Here is a 20,180-nt window from a genome sequence, read left to right as displayed (position 1 = left end):
CGGTCGGTAGATAGCCGAAATGTAAGGCCCGCTCCCCAATGGGGGGCGGGCCTTACATCGTTCCCGCTCACTGACGCTCCGGGCGCGGCTGTGTCAGGGGGTGACCGGGATGTTGGTCAGCCCCTTTCCGCCGGTCACCGTGTTGCTGGCGTAGACGGTCGTCGGACAGTTGTTCGCGTTGTAGTTGGTCACGTTGACGGCGAGCCGCAGCGCACCGGGGGAGTCGCTCAGGTCCGACGTGTTGGAGCGGAAGACCGTGCCGCAGCCCCAGCCGGACTGCTGCGTGTGCGTCTCGTAGCCGTTGTTGAGGGTGTGAACGCCGGTGTTGCCCTCGACCACCGCCTTGTTGCCCTTCACATCGACCCAGGAGTCGTCGTAGTTGGCGTTGGTCAGCCCGCTGCCGTCGAAGTGGTTGCCGACGATCCGGGTCCCGGTGGTGCCCTCCTTCACGTCGACGTTCTCGCCGCCGACGCCCGGACCGATGGTGTTGCCCAGGATCTGCACCTGGTCGCTCCGGTCGGACAGGTCGCCCGCCGTGCCCACGTACACGCCCTCGCCCATGCCCGAGCCGTCCCGGCCGGTGTCGTAGACGCGCGAGTTCCTGATGACGCCGTTCTTGCTGGACTTGCGGAAGTGGACGCCCTCCATGGAGAGGCCGTGCACGGTCACGGAGTCGATCACGACACCGCTCGCCGCGTCCATCATGATCCCCTTCTGGCCGCCGGTGACGGTGAGGCCATTGACCGTCCAGTACGAGGCGCCGTTGAGGTAAAGGCCGTATCCACCGCTCCACTTGAGCACGGCCTTCGACGAGCCCGTGAGGGTGATCCGCGCGGACGCGGTGCCGGCGGTGGTCGCCTTGAAGTTGCCGGTGTACGTGCCGTCGGCGAGCCGGATGATGTCGCCGGGGTGGGCGGCTGCGAGCGCCGACTTCAGTTGGGCGGCAGTGGTGACGTCGGCGAAGGCGGCGGACGCCTGGGCGGACGCGGCGGTGAGACCGAGTCCGCCGGTGGCGAGAGCGCAGGTGAGCAGGGAGACGAGCAGGGGGCGGTTACGCATGGGGGGCCTCCGAGGCGAGGTGGGGTAACCGTTCTCGTACACGGGAGTTCTCTTACCTGAACGGCGTACGCGTTCTTGAACACTGGGTCGTCTGGTGACGGTAGGGATGGTGCGTGAGCATGTCAAGGTCCGGACCAGCGGCCGGAAATCGCGCCCGGAGCCCCGTACCGGCCGCAGTGAGAACAGCATGTGAAACGGACGCGCGCGGGAATGCCGCTGTCGCATGGGGCGTTCTTCCCTACGAACACGAGGAGGAGCGGTAATCGTGCTTGATCCGCAGGGTTTGTACGAATGGGAGCCGAAGGGCCTCGCAGTCGTCGACATGGCGCTCGCGCAGGAGTCGGCCGGCCTGGTCATGCTGTACCACTTCGACGGATACATCGATGCGGGTGAGACCGGCGAGCAGATCGTCGGGAAGCTGCTGGACGGCCTGCCCCACCAGGTGGTGGCACGCTTCGACCACGACAGACTCGTCGACTACCGCGCCCGCCGACCGCTGTTGACGTTCAAGCGGGACCGCTGGGCGGACTTCGAGACCCCCGCGATCGAGGTGCGCCTGGTGCAGGACGCCACGGGCGCGCCGTTCCTGCTGATGTCGGGCCCCGAACCGGATGTGGAGTGGGAGCGGTTCGCGGTTGCCGTGCGGCAGATCGTGGAGCGCCTCGGCGTACGGCTTTCGGTCAACTTCCACGGCATCCCGATGGGCGTCCCGCACACCCGCCCCGTCGGCATCACGCCACACGGCAACCGCACGGACCTGATGCCCGGTCACCGCTCGCCCTTCGACGAGGCGCAAGTGCCAGGCAGCGCCGAGTCGTTGATCGAGTACCGCCTGATGGAGGCCGGACACGACGTCCTGGGCGTGGCCACCCACGTCCCGCACTACGTGGCGCGGTCGGCCTACCCGGACGCCGCGCTGACCGCCCTGGAGGCGATCACGGCGGCCACCGGCCTGGTGCTGCCGAGCATCGCCCACGGTCTGCGCACCGAGGCACAGCGCACCCAGACGGAGATCGAGCGCCAGATCGGCGAGGGTGACGAGGAACTCGTCACGCTGGTACAGGGACTTGAGCACCAGTACGACGCGGTCGCGGGCGCCGAGACCCGGGGCAACCTGGTGGCCGAGCCGGCGGACCTGCCGTCGGCGGACGAACTGGGCCGGGAGTTCGAGCGGTTCCTCGCGGAGCGCGAGGGAGACCTCTGACGGCGGCCGGGGTGGGGCTGTCGTATTCGGTGGACGGGTCCGCGGACCCGTCCACCGATGGCACACGCGGCATCCCCTAGGCTGCCGCTCATGCTGAAGGTGGGCCTGACCGGCGGAATCGGCGCCGGCAAGAGCGAAGTGTCGCGCATGCTCGTCTCGTACGGGGCCGTGCTGATCGACGCCGACAAGATCGCCCGGGAGGTCGTCGAGCCCGGAACCGCAGGCCTGGCGGCGGTGGTCGAGGCGTTCGGCCACGGCATCCTCGCGGCTGACGGCACACTGGACCGCCCCGCCCTGGGCGCGATCGTCTTCGCCGACCCCGCGAAGCTCGCGATTCTCAACGGCATCGTCCACCCGCTGGTGGGGGCGCGCTCGGCGGAGCTGGAGGCAGCCGCCGGCCCGGACTCGGTGGTGATCCACGACGTCCCGCTGCTGACCGAGAACGGTTTGGCGCCCCTGTACGACCTCGTGGTCGTCGTCGACGCCGCCCCCGCCACCCAGCTCGACCGGCTGACCCGGCTGCGCGGCATGGCCACGGCCGAGGCCGAGGCCCGGATGGCGGCCCAGGCCACCCGCGAGCAGCGCCTCGCCGTGGCGGACCTGGTCATCGACAACGACGGTCCGCTGGAGGCGCTGGAGCCGCAGGTCGCGAAGGTGTGGGCCGAGCTCCTGGAGCGCGCGGGCGCGCGCTAGGGCCCGTCGGCGGGAAGTCTCAAATCGCCGCACCGCCGCACAGCCCGGGATTACGATCCCGGTGTGCTCTTCGTACTGGCGGGTTTCACGGTCTTCGGCGGGCTGGTGGCACTGCTGGCCGGGGCGTACGGGCTGCGCGAGACCCGGCGTCTCGCGGCGGCGGGTGACGCGGTCTGGGCGCTGGTCAAGCCCGCTCCGCCCGGGTCCGGGCGCCCCCTCCTTCAGTACGAGACGGCCGACGGCCGCGTCCTGGAGCTGCCGTCCCCCGTACCGCCGACGCGCCGCGAGCCGCTGACCCCCGGCGGGCGCGTCCACCTCGCCTACGACCCGGCCGACCCGCGCGAGGTCATTCTCCTGGGCCGGGAACGAACCGGCCTGGACCGTACGTTCGTAGCGGCAGGAGGCGCCGTACTGGCGATGGGCCTCATCCTGGCGTTCGCCGCGCTGTGAGCGGGCCCCGCACTCCGTGCCGGAGGGAATGAATACGGAATACGGGAACTGGGCAGTGCGTTGTCAACGCGCAGCGAGGGAAAGGACTCGACCGTGGCCGAGAGCACCCCGGAAACGCACGTCATCGACTTCCGCGCGGCGGAGCAGCTGCTCGCCGCCCGGGACCCTCGCGGCGCGGTGAAGCTCCTCGACTCGGTCGTCGCCGCCCACCCGGAGAACACCGCGGCCCGTCTCCTGCGCGCCCGCGCGTTCTTCGCCTCGGCGCAACTGCGCGCGGCGGAGCTGGAGTTCCAGTTGGTCCTGGAGCGCGAGCCGGACAACGCCTTCGCCCACTTCGCCCTGGCCCGCACCTATGAACGCACGGCCCGCCCCGACCAGGCCGTCCGGCACTTCCGTCTCGCCGCGGCGCTGGACCCGAAGCCGGAGTATGTGGAGGCGGCCCGGTTCGAGACGGACGAGGGCTAACGCCTCCGCGGCGGCTCGTACGGGGGGATGTCCGGGCCCGGCTGGTAGTGAGGGCCCTGGTGGATGTGGTGGACGATCATCGCCAGGTCGACCGTGACCAGCAGGGCGAGGGCGGCGCAGGCGGCCGTCCAGCCGGGGCGGCCCTCCAGGGCGAAGCCCGCCGTGCCGGCCAGGGCCCAGATCAGACCCCACACGCTCAGCCAGAACCGCATCCTCAGTGGACTGCGTGCGGTCGAGGGCTCACTCCCAGTGCGCATGACCATCGCCTCTCCAGAGAAATTTTACCCACTGGATGGCTGGTTCGAGCTGTCCGATGCGGGACGGCTTGAGCCGTGATACCCCCATTCCTCACCTGTCTGCCGCATAGGGTGACGCGCATGGTGGACGAGGACGCTCTGTTGCCGGTGGGGGACGAGCTGCCGGAGATGCTGCTCGACCTCGCCGTACCGCACGAGGACATCAACGAACTGGTGGGGATCGCGCGGAGGGTGGTGGACGATCCGGAAGCGCGTGGGCTGCTGGCGGAGTCCGTGCGCGCGCTCGTCCGGGAGATCGGAAGCGTGGGATACCAGCCGGACCTGCCGCCGTTTCCGGACGCGCCGGCCGGATGGCAAGGGGAGTGGGAGGCGGTGGTCCGGCGCCTCTTCCCCGTCCTCACCCTGCTCGCCGCACTGCCGCATACGCGCGTGTACCACGACGAACGGGCCGTGCCCGCGGACATCGCCCGCCGCACCCTTGCCGACCTCGGACGCAGCCTGGCCCTGCACCGCCGGCGCCACGGCACCGCCGGTCTGGCGGTGCCGCACTGGCTCTGGCACCACTTTCGCGGAGAGCTCTACCAACTGGGGCGGCTGCAGTTCCAGCGCGCCCGGCTCGGCGAGCGCACCGGAGAGGCGGTGCGGGCCGCCGGGCTGCCGCTGGGGCCCGGCGATGCCTGCCTCAGCATCCACATCCCGGACTGCCGGGGTCCGCTCACCCCGCGGGCGTGCGACACCTCGCTCGCGCTGGCCAGGGACTTCTTCGCGCTCCACTACCCCGAGGAGACCTACCGCGTCGCCGTCTGCCATTCATGGCTGCTGGACACGCAGTTGGAGAAGTACCTGCCCGAGGAGTCGAACATCGTCCGCTTTCAGCGCCGCTTCCGCGTTCCGTACCGGGAGACGGAACCGGACGACGGAACTCCGGTGTTCTTCGTCTTCGGGGATCCGGACCTGCCGGTGGAGGCGCTGCTCCAGCGGACCGCCGTGGAGCGCGCGGTCGCGGGCCATCTGCTCGCGGGCGGGCACTGGTACGGCGGACACGGGTGGTTCGAACTGTGACCCGGCAGCCGGACGGGCGGGCCGCCCGGCGACGGCCTCAGCGCCGTCAGTGCACGAAGGCGTAGCTGCGCCAGGGCGGCGTCTTGGGCGCGATGTTGTCCCCGAGGCGACTCGGGAGGTACGTCGCCTCCTTGCCACGGCAGTCGAGCGTCCGGTACAGACGGACATCCGCCAGGGTGTTGTTGTGGACAGTCGTGGCACCCGTCGGCGCCATGCGGTGACAGCCCTTGACCGGCGGGCTGCCGATCTTGACAACCCGCTGCGCCGAGGTCGCGTACGAGAAGGTGCCGACCGCGGTCCGGTTCATGCCGGAACAGCCCGTGGTGGCGAGCGTGAGGAGCGCCGCCGCCCCGGCGGCGGCACCGAGACGCCTGGCAGACGCCGAGCGCCGCCGGGTGGAGCGCCGGGCGGACGGGGACGGCTCAAAGGGGCGTGGCACGAGCTGGGACACAGGCACGGACATGGGCGGTCCTCGTCTGTACGTGTACGGCGGTGGTACGGCGGTCAGTACCGCCACCCTGCCGGTTCGACGACCTCCGGGCATCCTGTGCGCGGCCGGCCGGGCGACCCGCACCCGCGAGCCTCAGCCGACGGCTCGCACCAGAGCGCCCCCCATATCCACTGGCCCGCTTATGTGGTGCGCGCACATCCCGTACCTGTGCACCCGCTGCCTAGCGTCAGGGGTGTAGCCAGATCAGCCTAGGCAAGGGGGGCCCGGACGTGCGCAACAGACACTGCGGGGGATGGAGAGCGGCACTGGCCGTGACAGCGGCACTCGGCGCGCTCCTGACGGCCGGAGGCACCGCCACCGCCGGAAGCGCCGCCGTCGCCGAGAGCACGGCTGCGGGGAGCAGCACCGCCGCCCCGCCCCCGTACCTCACCCTGGAAGCCTCCTACGGCTCCGGCACGGTCACCAACGGCTGGGAGAAGGTCGAGCGCTACCGCGACACCACCCCGGGCTTCCAGCCGGCCGCCGCCGAGGGCTATCCGCCGGACGGGCGGGGCAACCAGGACGGCGTTCGCGTCACGTACTTCGGAGGCGTCGCCCGCCCCACCTCCGACCGCTTCCTGCTCTACTCGGCGCCCGGCTGGAACACCGGCTCCAAGGCCACCCCGGTCCTCCTGGTGCACGGCGCCAACGACTCCGCGGACCGCGCCTGGGCCAATCCCGGCGAGTCCGGCGGCTACGGCTGCGGCGCCCTGTCGTGCCCCTCGACCGGGATGATGCAGTACCTCGCCGCCCGCGGTCACCGCGTCTTCGCCATCGGCTTCGCCCACAAACAGGGCGACAACCTGATGCAGGCCCAGACCGTCGGTGACGCAGTCGCCGTCATCAAGGCCAAGCTGGGGGTCGGCCGGGTGGACCTGGTCGGCTGGAGCAAGGGCGAGCTCGCCACGCGCGCGTACGTGTCCTCCCTCAAGCCTTCCTGGGGTCGTGCCTACGCCGGTGACGTACGGAAGCTGATCACGCTCGGCGGCCCCAACGGCGGCTTCGACTACCCGTACGCCCACGGCTGGGCCCATGACTTCTCGATCTGGCCGGAGTGCGGCGGCAAGATCAACGCGCCCTCCCCGCACTCCCGGATGACCTGCTACGGGACCTACACGGCGCACCCCGAGTTCTCCATGACGCCCTCCGGCGGCTACGACGACTACCCCGGGCAGCGGCAGATGCTGGCCCGCTGGGACGGCGTGTACGGCGTCGACCAGTCGGCGCAGGACTGGTACACGACGTACTACGGAGGCCAGGGCTTCTACACGGCCGGTGACGGCATCCAGCCGGCCATCGACGCGGGCTCGCTGGTCGCGCCGCTGCAGCGGGCTGGTGTTCCCGCCTCCGTGACCACGTACCTGCTGGCGGGCGGCACCCCGGACGTCGTGGGCATCTTCAACGAGAACCGGGGCCCGAGCGACGGGGTCGTCTTCGTCTCCAGCGCGCTCGACACGACCGGTGTAGCCACCGTCGGCGGCAAGACCACCGTGACCGGCGCCAACCACCTCGAACTCGGCTGGAACAGCACCTCGCAGGCCCAGGTCGCCACCTGGCTGGGCTGAGACAGCCGTCGCGCCCCGCCCCGCAGCCACGTACCAGCAGTCGCGTTCCAGCAGTCATGTTCCGAAGCCGAAGGACGGCCCGTATGCCCACGCTCACCGCACGCCGGGTACCGACCGCCCGGCTCACCCAGCACATCCTTGAGGACGCCTCCAGGGACACGGGCGAGCCGGTCGTCTTCGTGCACGGAAACGTCTCCTCTTCCGTCTTCTGGCAGGACGCCATGCTCGCCCTGCCCCAGCGCTACCGGCCGGTCGCCGTCGATCTGCGCGGCTTCGGCGGCACCGACCCGCTCCCGGTGGACGCGACCCGGGGCCTGCGCGACTACGCCGATGACTTGGTGGCGCTCCTTGAGGCGTTGCATATGGAGCGCGCACACTTCGTCGGCTGGTCCATGGGGGGTGGTGTGGTGCTGCAACATATGCGGGACCGTCCTGCCATGGTGCGGTCCGTGACGCTCGTCAACCCGGTGTCCCCGTACGGGTTCGGGGGCACCAGGGGCGTGGAGGGCCGTCTCAACGCTCCGGACGGCGCCGGTTCGGGCGGCGGCACAGCCAACCCCGAGTTCGTACGGCTGCTGGCCGAGCGCGACCGGGGCGAGGAATTCCCGCTCTCGCCCCGCAGCGTGCTCGCGCGCTGCTACGTCAGGCCGCCGTTGCGACCGGACCGGGAGGACGACTACGTGGAGTCGATGCTCAGCACCCGGCTCGGTGACGACCACTACCCCGGTGACAGCAGGCCCAGCGAGGCCTGGCCCGGCACCGCCCCGGGCGGGCGCGGGGTGCTGAACTGCCTCGCCCCGACCCACTTCCGCCTCGACGACCTGCACACCGCTCTCGCCGGGCTCCCTGCCAAGCCGCCGGTGACCTGGGTGCGCGGCGAGGACGACGTGATCGTCTCCGACGCCTCGCTCTTCGACCTCGCCCATCTGGGCGCGATCGGCGCGGTGCCCGGCTGGGACGGCACCCCGGCGCAGCCGATGGTCGCCCAGACGCGGCACGTTCTCGCCCTTTACGCGCGCGTGGGCGGCGCGGTACGAGAGGTCACGGTGCCCGGCGCGGGGCACGCGGTGCACGTCGAACGCCCCGAGGAGTTCGGCGCCGCCCTGCTGGAGACGCTGGCCGAAGGAGTCTGAGGCGCAGATGGAACCGACGGAGCAGATGGAACCGACCAAGCCGGTAGGCCCGGTCAAGCCGGTAGGCCCGGCCGAGGGGGTGAAACCGGCCGAGCGGGTGGAACCGTCCGCCACGCGCGTGTGCATGACCCGGCAGGGCGCGGTGCGCGGCCGGGCCGTGACCGAGACGGTGACGGCCTTCCTGGGGCTGCCGTACGCGGCCCCGCCCTTCGGCCCGCTGCGGTTTCGCGAACCGGCTCCGGCGGCTTCCTGGGAGGGCGTCCGGGATGCCTTCGAGCACGGCCCTTCGGCGCCCAGGGCCCCGTACGCCCCGCCCATGGACGTCCTGATCCCGGACGCCGACGGCGGCCAGGGCGAGGACTGCCTCAACCTCAGCGTCTGGACCCCGCATCCCGGCCCCGGCGGCGGGCTGCCGGTGATGGTCTGGCTGCACGGCGGCGCGTTCTCCAACGGGTCCGGCGTGGGCCCCGCGTACGACGGCACCGCGTTCGCGCGCGACGGCGTCGTCTGCGTCAACGTCAACTACCGCCTCGGTACCGACGGTTTCCTCCGGCTGCCGGGCCGGCCGGACAACCGGGGGCTGCTCGACCAGATCGCGGCCCTGGAGTGGGTACGCGACAACATCGGGGGCTTCGGCGGTGACCCGGACCGCGTGACCGTGTTCGGCGAGTCGGCGGGCGCGATGAGCATCGGCGTCCTGCTCGCGCTCCCCCGTGCGCGTGGACTGTTCCGCCGGGCCATCCTGCAGAGCGGCGCCGCCCACCACTTCCTGCGGCCCGCCACGGCGGACCTGATCACCGCGCGCCTCGCCGCCGAGCTGGGTGTCGAGGCGACCGGGACGGCGCTGACCGAGGCGTTCGCCCGCGTCCCCCTCGCACAGCTGCTGCCCGCCCAGGCCGGACTGCGGGCCGCTATGGGGGCCCGTCCGGACCCGGCACTGTGGGGCGAGGCGGTGCTCAACATGATGCCCTTCGAACCGGTCCTGGACGCGCTTCCGCTGCCGTCGGCCGACTGCGGCGTGGACCTGCTCGTCGGCAGCAACCGCGAGGAGTACCGCCTCTTCCTGGTCCCCACCGAGCGGCTGCGCCTGCTGAGCGAGCGGAAGCTGCGCGGCACGGTGGCGGAGTACGGACTCGACCCCGACAAGGCGCTCCCCGTCTACGCCGGCAGCCGCCCCGGCGCGGCCCCCGGCGAGCTCTTCGACGCGGTGGCGACCGACTGGTTCTACCGGATACCGGCCGTCCGCGTCGCCGAGTCCGTCCCCGGTACGCGGGTGTACGAGTTCGCCTGGCGCTCGCCGCGGTACGGCGGTGACCTCGGCGCCTGCCACGGGGCGGAGCTCGGGTTCGTCTTCGACAACCTGCGCGACCCCGTGTACGCCCCGATGCTCGGCGACCGGCCGCCGCAGGACCTCGCGGACGCGATGCACGGCGCGTGGGCGGCCTTCGCGACGACCGGCGACCCGGGCTGGGACGCCTACGGCCGCACGACCCGTACGACGATGGTCTTCGGCGCCTCGCCCCGCACCCCGGCCGAGCCGGTCCGGGACCCGCGTCCGGCGGAACGTGCCTTGTGGGAGGGGGTGCGCTGAGGGCTCGGTGCCCGATTGTCAGACCCCGCCCGTAAGGTCGTAGAGCAGTCGCGGATCGTGCGCCGATCCATGGCTCTGCGCACGAGGGGAGGTGACCTGACATGACGCGACCCGAGCGGACGCCGCCGACGGCGTGGCCCGGTGTGTCCGCGGCGGCGGTGTTCCTGCCCGCGGGGCTGCCCCGCGAGGGCAGGGTCGCCTTCTGGGACCCGGCGGGCGGACCGCTGCCCGGTGGGGACGGCGGGGCGGGCGAGGTCACCGAGCTGACCGTGGTGCGGCGCCACGGCTCCGGCGCCGCACGGCGTGCCGTCATGGCCCGCCTGCTGCCCGTCACCGAGGCCCTGCCCCTGCTCGTCCGGGCCCGCCACCACCCCGGCGCGCACCCCGCGACCGCCAGCTGGGGCGCCGCCGCGCTGCACGCCCTGCACCTGGTCGCGCGCGGCCGGCTGCTGCCCGGCCTGACCGGGACCGACCACGACGCCTGGCGGGCGGGCCCGCTGGACGCCGACGACATCGCCCAGCTCCGGGCCGTCGCCGCCGCCATGCCGTACGAGGCGTACGGAGTGCCCGTGCCGGGCCGGGGCCCGCTGCGGCTGCCCGACCCCGAGGCGCTGGTGCGCGCGTTCCTGGACGCGGTGGCGGACGGCCTGCCGCGCACCCCGGCCGCGGCCCACGCCGTGGGTCCGGCGTTCGCGGCGTCCGCGCCCCAGCACCTGCCCGGCGCGCGCGTGTGGGCGGCCGAGGCGGCGGCGGGCATGGACGCGGGCGTGCGGGTCTCCCTGCGCCTGGATCTGTCGGGGTACGGCATGTTCGACAGCGGCGACGAGGAGGACGCGCGGCGCGCGGGGTCCGCGGTCGTCCAGGTCCACAGCCTGGCCGACCCCACCCTGGTCGTCGACGCGGCGGAGCTGTGGGAGGGGGAGCGGCCCGAGGCGTTCGGACCGCGCGCGCGGATCGACGCCCTGCTCGCCCTGCGCCGGGCCGCGCGGGTCTGGCCACCCCTGGGGCTGCTGCTGGAGCGGCCGGTGCCGGATGTGCTGGCGCTCACCGAGAGCGAGCTCTACGACCTGCTCGGTTCGGCCGCGACCCGGCTGGACGCGGCGGGCGTCGCCGTGCACTGGCCGCGCGAGCTGGCCCGCAGCCTGAGCGCCACCGCTGTCGTCCGGCCCGCGCCGGGTTCGGCGACCGACGGCACCGCGTTCTTCGACGCCGGGGAGCTGCTCGCCTTCAACTGGGAGCTGGCGCTCGGCGGCGAACCGCTCAGCCAGTCCGAGATGGACACGCTGGCCGAGGCCCATCGGCCGATCGTGCGGCTGCGCGGCCAATGGGTGGTGGCCGACCCCGAGCTCGTACGCAAGGCGCGCAAGCGCGACCTGGGACTGCTCGACCCGGTGGACGCGCTGTCCGTCGCGCTCACCGGCACCGCCGAGGTCGACGGCGAGACCGTGGAGGCGGTGCCGACCGGCTCGCTGGCCGCCCTGCGCGACCGCCTCACCGAGGGCCCGCGGGCCACCGTCCAGCCCCCGGGCCTGGACGCCACGCTCCGCGACTACCAGCTGCGCGGCCTCGCCTGGCTGGACCTGATGACCTCCCTCGGTCTCGGCGGCTGCCTCGCGGACGACATGGGCCTCGGCAAGACGATCACCGTGATCGCGCTCCATCTGCGGCGCGCGCGTCCCGAACCGACCCTGGTGATCTGCCCGGCGTCGCTGCTCGGCAACTGGCAGCGGGAGATCGCCCGGTTCGCCCCCGGCGTGCCCGTGCGGCGCTTCCACGGCAGCGACCGCAGCCTCGTGGAGACGGAGGGCGGCTTCGTCCTCACCACGTACGGCACGATGCGCGGCAGCGCTCCCCAACTGGCCGCGCACACCTGGGGAATGGTCGTCGCGGACGAGGCGCAGCACGTCAAGAACCCCTTCTCGGCCACGGCGAAGGCGCTGCGCACCATCCCGGCGCCCGCGCGTATCGCCCTCACCGGCACGCCGGTCGAGAACAACCTCTCCGAGCTGTGGGCCCTGCTCGACTGGACCACCCCCGGGCTGCTGGGTCCCCTCAAGTCGTTCCGCGCCCGCCACGCGCGCGCGGTGGAGAACGGCGAGGACGCCCAGGCGGCCGAGCGGCTGGCCCGGCTGGTCCGGCCCTTCCTCCTGCGCAGGAAGAAGTCCGACCCGGGCATCGTGCCCGAGCTGCCGCCCAAGACGGAGACCGACCACCCGGTCCCGCTCACCCGCGAACAGGCCTCGCTCTACGAGGCGGTCGTCCGGGAGGCCATGGCCGGGGTCGAGGCCGCCGAGGGCATCGCCCGGCGCGCCCTGATCATGAAGCTGCTGACGGCCCTGAAGCAGATCTGCAACCACCCGGCGCAGTATCTGAAGGAGACCGCGCCCCGGCTGCACGCCCGGTCCGGCAAGCTCACCCTCCTCGACGAGCTGCTCGACACGATCCTGGCCGAGGACGGCTCGGTCCTGGTCTTCACCCAGTACGTGTCGATGGCCCGGCTGCTCTCCGCGCACCTCACCTCGCGCGGAGTCCCCTCCCAACTGCTGCACGGCGGAACACCGGTGGCGGAGCGGGACCGGCTGGTGGACGCGTTCCAGTCCGGCGAGGTCCCCGTCTTCATCCTCTCCCTGAAGGCGGCCGGCACCGGCCTCAACCTCACCCGCGCGGGCCACGTCGTCCACTACGACCGCTGGTGGAACCCGGCCGTGGAGGAGCAGGCCACCGACCGCGCCTACCGCATCGGCCAGACCCAGCCGGTGCAGGTCCACCGTCTGATCGCCGAGGGCACCGTGGAGGACCGCATCGCCGAGATGCTCGCCGCGAAACGCGCGCTGGCGGACGCGGTCCTGGGCTCGGGCGAGAGCGCCCTGACGGAGCTCACCGACCGGGAGCTGGCGGACCTCATCTCGCTGCGGAGAAGCGCATGAACGGACACCCGCGCCCCGGCCGGCCCACGCCCGCGACGGCCGCACCCACGACGGCCCGGCTGACGCCAGCCGGGCCGACGCCAGCCGTACTCACGACAGCCCGGCCCGCGACGCCCGCGTCCGCGACAGCCGTACCCGCGACGGTCCGCCTCACGACAGCAGGCCCCGCGACAGCAGGCCCCGCGAGATCAGGCGCCGCCACAGCAGGCCCCGCGACGCCCGGCCCCGCCGCCGACAGGAGGCCCGTATGAGTCCGCTCCCGGCGACCCGCTACGACGACCGGCGCCGCACCTTCCCGGCCCTGGGTGCCCGGTCGGAACGGACCGGCACCTGGTGGGGCGGGGCCTGGATCGAGGCCCTGGAGGGCCTGGCCCTGGACCCGGCCCGGCTGGCCCGTGGCCGCAGGTACGCGCAGGCGGGGAACGTCGACGCGATCACCGTCACCCCCGGCCGCATCACCGCGTACGTGCACGGCTCCCGCCCCCGTCCGTACCGTACGGAACTGCGTCTGCGCACCCTGCCCGACGGGGCCTGGGAGGACTTCCTCGACACCGCTGCCCAGAACCCCTCCCACATCGCCGCGCTGCTCGACAAGGACCTGCCGCACACCCTCGCCGACCAGGTCGATCTGCTTCCCGCCTCCGGTGACCTGGTCCCCGACTGCTCCTGCCCCGACGACGGCTACCCGTGCAAGCACGCGGCGGCGCTCTGCTACCAGACGGCCCGGCTCCTCGACGAGGACCCCTTCGTCCTGCTGCTGATGCGCGGCCGGGGCGAGCAGGAGACGCTCGCCGCGCTGGCCCGCCGCAACACCGCCCTGTCGGCGGTGGAGCGGGAGACGCCGGCGCCCGAACTGCCCACGGTCGCCGCCCGGGAGGCGGTCAGGTCCGGGGCGCGGCCCGAGCTGCCGCCCCCCTTCCCGGTCCCGGCGCGCGCGGGCCATCCGCCGGCCTTCCCCACCCTCCAGGGCGCCCCCGACCCGCTCGCGCTCGACCTGCTGGCCACCGAGGCGGCGGCCCGGGCGCACGCCCTGCTGACCACCGGCGAGGACCCGATCGCGTCCCTGTCGGCCTGGCAGGACGCGGTCCGTCTCGCGGCGGCGCACCCCGGCTCCGGTGTGACCTCCACGACCCGGGCGCTGTACGCCGCGCTGTCCCGGGCTACTGGGCGGACCACCACCGATCTGGCCCGCGCGGTGGCCGCCTGGCGCCAGGGCGGCCTCGCGGCGCTCGCCGTCCTGGAAACCCCCTGGGACCCGCCGGCGGGCCCCTTCGACCGCGCCCGCCCCGCCCTGATAGCGGCAGGCCACGCGGGCTTCCGCCCCTGGCGCAACCACCTCTCCGCCTCCACCACCCAGCTCCGCTACGGCCGCGACGGCCTCTGGTACGTATACGAGTCCGACCCCGGCAGAGAGGACTGGTGGCCGCGGGGGATACCGGGCTCCGACCCGGTGGCGGCACTCGACGCCTGGTCCGACCGCTGAACCATCCCGAAGGGCCGGGTCAGGCAGTGACTTCCAGAGGCGGGGCGGACCTGGGGCGCCGGGAGCCCCCGTGCTGCTCCAGCCTGGCCACCACGGTGGTGTGGAAGCGGTCGACCGCGGCGTCCACGCTGCGGATGAAGCCGCTCTCTGAGTTGCCGCGGGCATTGCCCACGCTCTTGGAGAGCGACAGCCGGAATCCGGTGATGCGCTCCGGTCCCTTCGCCAGCAGGTCTCCCGGCTCCAGCCGGAGCTTCTCCAGTGTCCCGCGCGGCCCCACGGCCTCGCCTTCCAGCAGTGTTTGTACATGGAGGTCAGCCGGTGCTTCGCTGAGCTGCTTCATCAGCCGTTTCACCCATGAAAGCGGGTAGCCCTGGTCGGGGGCGGCCACCTCGATGGAGGTCCGCAGCCTGCCCATGCGCAGATCGGCACTGATGGTGAGAATGCCGGGCACGCCGTCGATCCGGATCTCGGCGTCCAGTTTTCCGTCCACACAGAACCGGTCCGCCACCTCGATGCGACGCGACCGCGGGTCGGTCCCGCGCTTGGTGCGCTGAACCGGCACCACCTTGGCGCCGAGTTCCCCGCCGATGCGGAGGCAGACCTGACGTACCAGCCGCTCCCAGCTCTCCACGACCTGCACCGTCCGGGGGTCGCCGGGCGACAGGGTCTCCTCGTCGATCCCGTTGCGCACCGGGACCCAGGCGGGGCCCATGTTCTGGAAGCCGTGGCAGCCGGAGTTCTCGTGCTGGAGATAGTGGAGGAGTTCCTGCAACAGCCAGGCGTGCGATTCCTGGCGCACGCCCTCGTGGCGGAGCAGCATCTGCGCCTGCTGGGTCACCTCCGCCCAGGAGAGGTGCCACAGCGCCACTTTGTGCTTGCGCCGTCCGTCGACCTTCACATCGACCAGAGGGCTTCCTTCGAGGGCAACGTCGTTCGAGAGCGTGATGACGGCTTCGTAACCGCGTCGGGAGGCGATGTCCACGTAGTCCTGGATCTGCTCGGGCTTGAGCGCGTTGCCGTTCGTCTTCGTCTCCACGAGTGCGGTCCACAGTTTTCCGGCGCGTTCGACACGGAGGATTCCGTCAGGGCGCTTCGGGCTCTCGCCGTGCGGAAGTGAGACCTCGGTGAAGGTCTCCATGCGCCCTGCGGGCGCGCCGAAAGCGGCGGTGAGCCGGCGTCCGAATTCCGGAACCTGGGCCATCACCGACAGCAGGACGGATGTCGCCCGCACTTCGCGTTCCCGGTCGCTCTTGAGCGATGAGGCGGGGAAGAGACGTGCTGTCCGCCAGTTGTCGTTCTCCGCCAGGGAGGGCTTTGCCGTCCGGGGGAGGGTGACCTTCTTCTTGGCCGTACGCACCCTGCGGACCGGGGCAGGGGCCGTCGACTCCGGTTCCCGGGGCGCCGGGACGGCCAGGGGCGCGGCGACCGGCTTCGTGAAGGCCGCTGCCTGGACGGCGCCCGGGATCTCTGCGGGCGAGGTTCCAGCGGAACGGTTCCCGTCGGTGTCCCGTACGTCGCAGGCCTGGCCGTCGGTGGCACCGACGGCCTCGTCGTCCCGGTCGTCGTCCTCGTCGACCTCGATGCCGTAGTCGGTGGCCAGCCCCGCCAGACCGGTGTCGTAGCCCTGGCCGACGGCCCGGAACTTCCACTCGCCGTTGCGCCGGTAGATCTCACCGAAGACGAAGGCGCTCTCCACGGTCGCGTCGTCGATGGAGAATCCCAGAACGTCGTCGCCCGATCCGTCCTTGAGGGTGAGCCGAATGCTCTCCAGCTCGCCGAAGTGGGCCCGTCGATGCCGGCTCGCAGCGATGACGGCGCGGTCCACGTCGGCGGGGAGCGGGGTGAGATCCAGCCGGATGCGGTCCTCGGTGCCGTTCTCGGTAGGGGCCGATCCCAACAGCTGCACACTGCCGTCGGGTGCGGTGGGGTTGTTGTAGAAGTAGAAGTCGCTGTTGCCGCGGACTTTTCCGTCGGTGCCGATCAGGAGTACGGAGACATCGGCGTCACCTTCACCGCTGGGACTGCTCCAACTCAGACTCACCATCACGGAGTCGGCGTGCTCGCTGAGCGAGGACAGGCTGACGTTGGAACCCTTGGCCATTTCGTGCACGCGAGATCCCCCCACGGGACGCGAGGGCTGTACGGGCAGGCCCGAACTGCCCTCTCTTTCACGGGATGTTGAGGCTCTTCCCCAAGAGCCGGAAGTGCAGCCTACTCATCCGGAACCCGAAGACTGGGACATCCGCGTAAACACGTCACGTCTTGTATCAATGGGTCCGGACCGGTCAGCCAACCGCAGGGGAGTCGCGCCGCTCGACGGACCGTCTCCGGGAGCTACGTCCCGCCCTCCGCCCACCCCGCCAGCACCCCCTCGATCCGTGCCGCCACCCGCGCCCGTGCCCGGTTGCGCGGCACCCTGGCCATCAGGAGCTGGTCGTAGGGGGTGTCCAGGTGGCGTACGGAGGCGCGGACCGCCGCCGTCACCGCGTCCTCGTCCAGTGCGCGGCCCGCCGCAGTGCGGCCCACCCGGCCGCTGCCGCGCACCGAGGCGTGGACCGCGATGTCATGGGCCCGGGCGGGCGGGCAGCCGGGGAACAGGCGCAGGATCTCGGCCTCCAGGGCCGCGGTGAAGCGGACGTCCTCGGCGGCGCGCCGGAGCGCGTCGCGGGCGCGGCGGCGCGCACGGGCCTCGGAGTCGGCCAGACAGCGCTCCTCGGCGACGGCGAGCGCCGCCTCCTCGACGAGCACGCCCCGGCGTTCGTACCGGTGCCGTCGGCGGTTGAAGCGGATCACGACCGCCGAGAGCGTGCTCTCCTCGCGGGCGCGGCGCGTCAGGGCCGTGTCGCCGCGCGGCAGGAACACGAGGTGTCCGAGGTCGGCGCAGTCCAGGCAGCGCGGCGCTCCCGTGTCCGGGACCAGCCGGGGCAGGGGGCCCCGGTCGCAGTCGGCGCAGCGGTGCCGTCTTCTGGGTTCTATGACGAGAATGGCCCGCCTCCCTCACGCGCGCCCCCCTGCCCCCCTCTCCTGGATCCCTCAATGGCCGCCCGCGCAAACCGTGTCCGCCCCGGCGGCGCTCACTGCCGGTATCCGCTGAGGAAGCGCCCGATCCGGCTGATGGCCGCGTCCAGGTCGTCGGCGTGCGGCAGTGTCAGGATGCGGAAGTGGTCCGGGCGCGGCCAGTTGAAGCCCGTCCCCTGCACCACCTGGATCTTCTCCCGCAGCAGCAGGTCAAGGACGAACTTCTCGTCGTCTTCGATCGGGTGAACCTTGGGGTCGATCCGGGGAAACGCGTACAGCGCGCCCTTCGGCTTCACACAGGACACACCCGGGATCTCGTTCAGCTTCTCCCAGGCCCGGTCGCGCTGTTCGTGCAGCCGGCCGCCCGGCGCGGTCAGTTCCTGGATGGACTGACGGCCGCCGAGCGCCGCCTGGATGGCGTACTGGGCGGGTGCGTTGGGGCACAGCCGCATGGAGGCGAGCATGGTCAGGCCCTCCAGGTAGTTCCTGGCGTGCTGCTGGGGGCCGCTGACGACCAGCCAGCCGGAGCGGAACCCCGCGACGCGGTACGTCTTGGACAGCCCGCTGAAGGTGAGGACGACCAGGTCGGGAGCGAGCGCCGCGGCACAGTGGGCGACGGCGTCGTCGTAGACGATCTGGTCGTAGATCTCGTCGGCGAACACCATCAGCTGGTGGCGGCGGGCCAGGTCGAGGATGCCCTCGATGACCTCCTTGGGATACACCGCGCCCGTGGGGTTGTTGGGGTTGATGATGACGACCGCCCTGGTGCGGTCGGTGATCTTCGACGCCATGTCGTCGAGGTCGGGGTACCAGTCGGCCGACTCGTCGCAGATGTAGTGGACGGCCTTGCCGCCCGCGAGCTTGGTGACGGCCGTCCAGAGCGGGAAGTCCGGCGCGGGGATGAGGACTTCGTCCCCGTCCTCCAGGAGCGCCTGCACGGCCATGGAGACCAGCTCGGAGACGCCGTTGCCGAGGAAGACGTCGTCGACGGAGACGTCCGGCAGCCCCATCGCCTGGTAGCGCTGGGCGACGGCGCGCCGCGCCGAGAGGATGCCGCGCGAGTCCGTGTAGCCGTGGGCCCGCGGCAGCATCCGGATCATGTCCTGGAGGATCTCCTCGGGCGCCTCGAAGCCGAAGAGCGCCGGGTTGCCGGTGTTGAGGCGCAGCACGCTGTGGCCCGCCTCCTCCAGCGCGTTGGCCTGCTCGATGACCGGGCCGCGGATCTCGTAACAGACCTCGCTCAGCTTGCTCGACTGCCGGAACTCCATGCCGTGGCCCTCCCGAGGTGCCCAGATCCCTCTGGTGTGACTCGCCTGTCCTGCGTCACTCGAATGTGCGTCACTTGGTTTTACCAAGTTGGAGCTTGGAAAGTCCAACATCTTGTCTAGACTGCGTCGTATGCCACGTCAGCCACGCCGTCGAAGCTACGACCAGTACTGCGCCGCTGCCCGCGCCCTCGACGCCGTCGGGGACCGGTGGACGCTGCTGATCGTCCGGGAACTCCTCGCGGGCCCGCGCCGTTATACGGATCTGCACGCGGATCTCCCGGGCGTCTCCACGGACGTGCTGGCCTCCCGCCTCAAGGACATGGAGCGCGAGGAGCTGGCGACCCGCCGCAGGCTGCCCCCGCCGGCAGCCGCGACGGTGTACGAACTGACCGCGCGCGGACGCGAGTTGCTGCCCGTGCTGACCGCCCTCGCCGCCTGGGGCGCGCCGGACCTCGCCGAGCGGCGGCCCACCGACGCCGTGCGGGCGCACTGGTTCGCGATCCCGCTGATCCCGCTGCTGTGCCGCCTTCCCGGCGGCCCGGCGGTCCTCGACGTACGGTTGGACGAGGGCGAGTTCCACGTCCGGACCGACGGGGGCGCAGCCGCCACGGACGGCGCCGGCGCTGCGGTGTACGGGGAGGGGCCGGCGCCGGACGCCGACGCCCGGCTCGTCCTGGACGCCGACACCTGCCGCGCGCTCGCGGAGGGCGCGCTGACGGTCGAGGAGGGCGTCAGGGCCGGACGGATCGAGGTGACGGGCGAGGGGCCCGTCGCGGCGGCGCTGCGGGGCGCGTGAGCGCGCTTGCACCCCGGGCCCCCGCCGCGTACGCGCGAGCGGCCCGCATCATGGAGGCGTGCGACTCGAAGCGATCACATGGGAACGGCTGACCGAGGCCCTGGCGGAACGGTCCGTGGACGCGCGGTCCGAGGGCGGCGGCCCCTGGCTGCGCGTCGGCGTCGACGGCGCGCCCGCGGCCCGGCCCGGTGAGCTGGCGCACGCACTGGCCGAGGCGCTGCGCCTACGGGGCCGTTCGGTGCTCGTCCTGTCCACCGAGGGCTTCCTGCGGCCCGCCTCGCTGCGTTTCGAGTACGGCCGCGAGGACCCGGACAGCTACGCCGACGGCTGGTTCGACACGGCGGCGCTCTGGCGGGAGGTGTTCGGCCCGCTGGAGGCCGGGGGCAGCGGCCGGGTGCTGCCCGACCTCTGGGACCCGGTGACCGACCGGGCGACGCGGAGCGAGTACCGGGTCCTTCCGGAAGGGGGCGTGCTGGTGGTGCACGGGCCACTGCTGCTGGGGCGCTGGTTCCCCTTCGACCTCACCGTCCACCTCCGTCTCTCGCCGGGCGCGCTGCGGCGGCGCACGCCGGAGCGGGACCGGTGGACGCTCCCCGCGTTCGAGCGGTACGAGGAGGAGGTGCGGCCCGCCGAGGCCGCCGACGTCGTCGTGCGCGCCGACGACCCGAAACACCCGGCGTGGGACGGCGCGGCCCGCTAGGGCGTGTTGCGGAAGTCCC

General features: G+C 72.4%; 18 protein-coding genes. 12 read left to right on the top strand and 6 right to left on the bottom strand.

The annotated features are described in order from the left end of the window. Positions 1 to 93: 93 nt before the first annotated feature. Positions 94 to 1,059, bottom strand: a complete 966-nt coding sequence (locus tag ACZ5ID_RS14140; RefSeq protein ID WP_468897215.1) for a right-handed parallel beta-helix repeat-containing protein — start codon at positions 1,057 to 1,059, stop codon at positions 94 to 96. Positions 1,060 to 1,381: 322 nt separating this feature from the next. Here ACZ5ID_RS14140 and ACZ5ID_RS14135 point away from each other — a divergent pair, with 322 nt between their 5' ends. From ACZ5ID_RS14135 to ACZ5ID_RS14120, 4 genes are all read left to right on the top strand, one after another. Further along, the gene (locus ACZ5ID_RS14135) at positions 1,382 to 2,263 is read left to right on the top strand and encodes a PAC2 family protein (protein WP_406553840.1); all 882 of its coding nucleotides are present in this window, start codon (positions 1,382 to 1,384) and stop codon (positions 2,261 to 2,263) included. 90 nt (positions 2,264 to 2,353) lie between these two features. Then, the gene (coaE, locus tag ACZ5ID_RS14130; protein ID WP_468897213.1) at positions 2,354 to 2,956 is read left to right on the top strand and encodes a dephospho-CoA kinase; all 603 of its coding nucleotides are present in this window, start codon (positions 2,354 to 2,356) and stop codon (positions 2,954 to 2,956) included. 63 nt (positions 2,957 to 3,019) lie between these two features. Continuing rightward, positions 3,020 to 3,406 carry a DUF3592 domain-containing protein gene (locus ACZ5ID_RS14125; RefSeq protein ID WP_468897211.1) on the top strand — a complete coding sequence of 129 codons (387 nt, stop codon included), beginning with the start codon at positions 3,020 to 3,022 and terminating at the stop codon, positions 3,404 to 3,406. A gap of 93 nt (positions 3,407 to 3,499) precedes the next feature. Then, positions 3,500 to 3,871, top strand: coding sequence for a tetratricopeptide repeat protein (locus ACZ5ID_RS14120; protein ID WP_406553837.1), 372 nt, complete (start codon positions 3,500 to 3,502; stop codon positions 3,869 to 3,871). On the opposite strand, the gene ACZ5ID_RS14115 is transcribed toward ACZ5ID_RS14120, so the two are convergent. Further along, positions 3,868 to 4,128, bottom strand: coding sequence for a DUF6343 family protein (locus ACZ5ID_RS14115; protein WP_358834899.1), 261 nt, complete (start codon positions 4,126 to 4,128; stop codon positions 3,868 to 3,870). The genes ACZ5ID_RS14120 and ACZ5ID_RS14115 overlap by 4 nt on opposite strands. Before the next feature lie 120 nt (positions 4,129 to 4,248). On the opposite strand from ACZ5ID_RS14115, the gene ACZ5ID_RS14110 reads away from it, so the two are divergent. Next, positions 4,249 to 5,190: an acyltransferase domain-containing protein gene (locus ACZ5ID_RS14110; RefSeq protein WP_468897208.1), complete on the top strand. Its 942-nt coding sequence runs from the start codon at positions 4,249 to 4,251 to the stop codon at positions 5,188 to 5,190. 46 nt (positions 5,191 to 5,236) lie between these two features. On the opposite strand, the gene ACZ5ID_RS14105 is transcribed toward ACZ5ID_RS14110, so the two are convergent. Further along, positions 5,237 to 5,653: a hypothetical protein gene (locus tag ACZ5ID_RS14105; RefSeq protein ID WP_468897206.1), complete on the bottom strand. Its 417-nt coding sequence runs from the start codon at positions 5,651 to 5,653 to the stop codon at positions 5,237 to 5,239. A 299-nt stretch (positions 5,654 to 5,952) separates the two neighbouring features. Between ACZ5ID_RS14105 and ACZ5ID_RS14100 the strand changes: the two genes are divergently transcribed. From ACZ5ID_RS14100 to ACZ5ID_RS14080, 5 genes are all read left to right on the top strand, one after another. Beyond that, positions 5,953 to 7,245: an esterase/lipase family protein gene (locus ACZ5ID_RS14100; RefSeq protein ID WP_468897204.1), complete on the top strand. Its 1,293-nt coding sequence runs from the start codon at positions 5,953 to 5,955 to the stop codon at positions 7,243 to 7,245. Between the two features lie 83 nt (positions 7,246 to 7,328). Continuing rightward, positions 7,329 to 8,378, top strand: coding sequence for an alpha/beta fold hydrolase (locus ACZ5ID_RS14095; RefSeq protein ID WP_468897202.1), 1,050 nt, complete (start codon positions 7,329 to 7,331; stop codon positions 8,376 to 8,378). Between the two features lie 7 nt (positions 8,379 to 8,385). Next, complete coding sequence (locus ACZ5ID_RS14090; RefSeq protein WP_468897200.1) at positions 8,386 to 9,969, top strand: carboxylesterase/lipase family protein; 1,584 nt, start codon at positions 8,386 to 8,388, stop codon at positions 9,967 to 9,969. Positions 9,970 to 10,070: 101 nt separating this feature from the next. Continuing rightward, entirely contained in the window at positions 10,071 to 12,896 is a 2,826-nt protein-coding gene (locus ACZ5ID_RS14085; protein WP_468897198.1) for a DEAD/DEAH box helicase, read from the top strand. 247 nt (positions 12,897 to 13,143) lie between these two features. Further along, positions 13,144 to 14,379: an SWIM zinc finger family protein gene (locus ACZ5ID_RS14080; protein ID WP_468897196.1), complete on the top strand. Its 1,236-nt coding sequence runs from the start codon at positions 13,144 to 13,146 to the stop codon at positions 14,377 to 14,379. Between the two features lie 19 nt (positions 14,380 to 14,398). On the opposite strand, the gene ACZ5ID_RS14075 is transcribed toward ACZ5ID_RS14080, so the two are convergent. The 3 genes from ACZ5ID_RS14075 to ACZ5ID_RS14065 all read right to left on the bottom strand — a co-directional run bounded on the left by ACZ5ID_RS14075 (position 14,399) and on the right by ACZ5ID_RS14065 (position 18,665). Next, positions 14,399 to 16,480: a TerD family protein gene (locus ACZ5ID_RS14075; protein ID WP_468897194.1), complete on the bottom strand. Its 2,082-nt coding sequence runs from the start codon at positions 16,478 to 16,480 to the stop codon at positions 14,399 to 14,401. Positions 16,481 to 16,713: 233 nt separating this feature from the next. After that, positions 16,714 to 17,364 carry a DUF2293 domain-containing protein gene (locus ACZ5ID_RS14070; protein ID WP_468897495.1) on the bottom strand — a complete coding sequence of 217 codons (651 nt, stop codon included), beginning with the start codon at positions 17,362 to 17,364 and terminating at the stop codon, positions 16,714 to 16,716. 89 nt (positions 17,365 to 17,453) lie between these two features. Continuing rightward, a complete protein-coding gene (locus ACZ5ID_RS14065) occupies positions 17,454 to 18,665 on the bottom strand; it encodes a pyridoxal phosphate-dependent aminotransferase (RefSeq protein ID WP_468897192.1) in 1,212 nt (403 codons plus the stop codon). Between the two features lie 130 nt (positions 18,666 to 18,795). Here ACZ5ID_RS14065 and ACZ5ID_RS14060 point away from each other — a divergent pair, with 130 nt between their 5' ends. Together ACZ5ID_RS14060 and ACZ5ID_RS14055 are read left to right on the top strand one after the other, a co-directional pair. Then, positions 18,796 to 19,461, top strand: coding sequence for a winged helix-turn-helix transcriptional regulator (locus ACZ5ID_RS14060; RefSeq protein ID WP_468897190.1), 666 nt, complete (start codon positions 18,796 to 18,798; stop codon positions 19,459 to 19,461). 58 nt (positions 19,462 to 19,519) lie between these two features. Continuing rightward, positions 19,520 to 20,161 carry a nucleoside/nucleotide kinase family protein gene (locus ACZ5ID_RS14055; protein WP_468897188.1) on the top strand — a complete coding sequence of 214 codons (642 nt, stop codon included), beginning with the start codon at positions 19,520 to 19,522 and terminating at the stop codon, positions 20,159 to 20,161. Positions 20,162 to 20,180 lie beyond the last annotated feature (19 nt).

Source organism: Streptomyces sp. NPDC031670, assembly GCF_055580545.1.
This window is presented reverse-complemented; position numbering and strand designations above follow the sequence as displayed.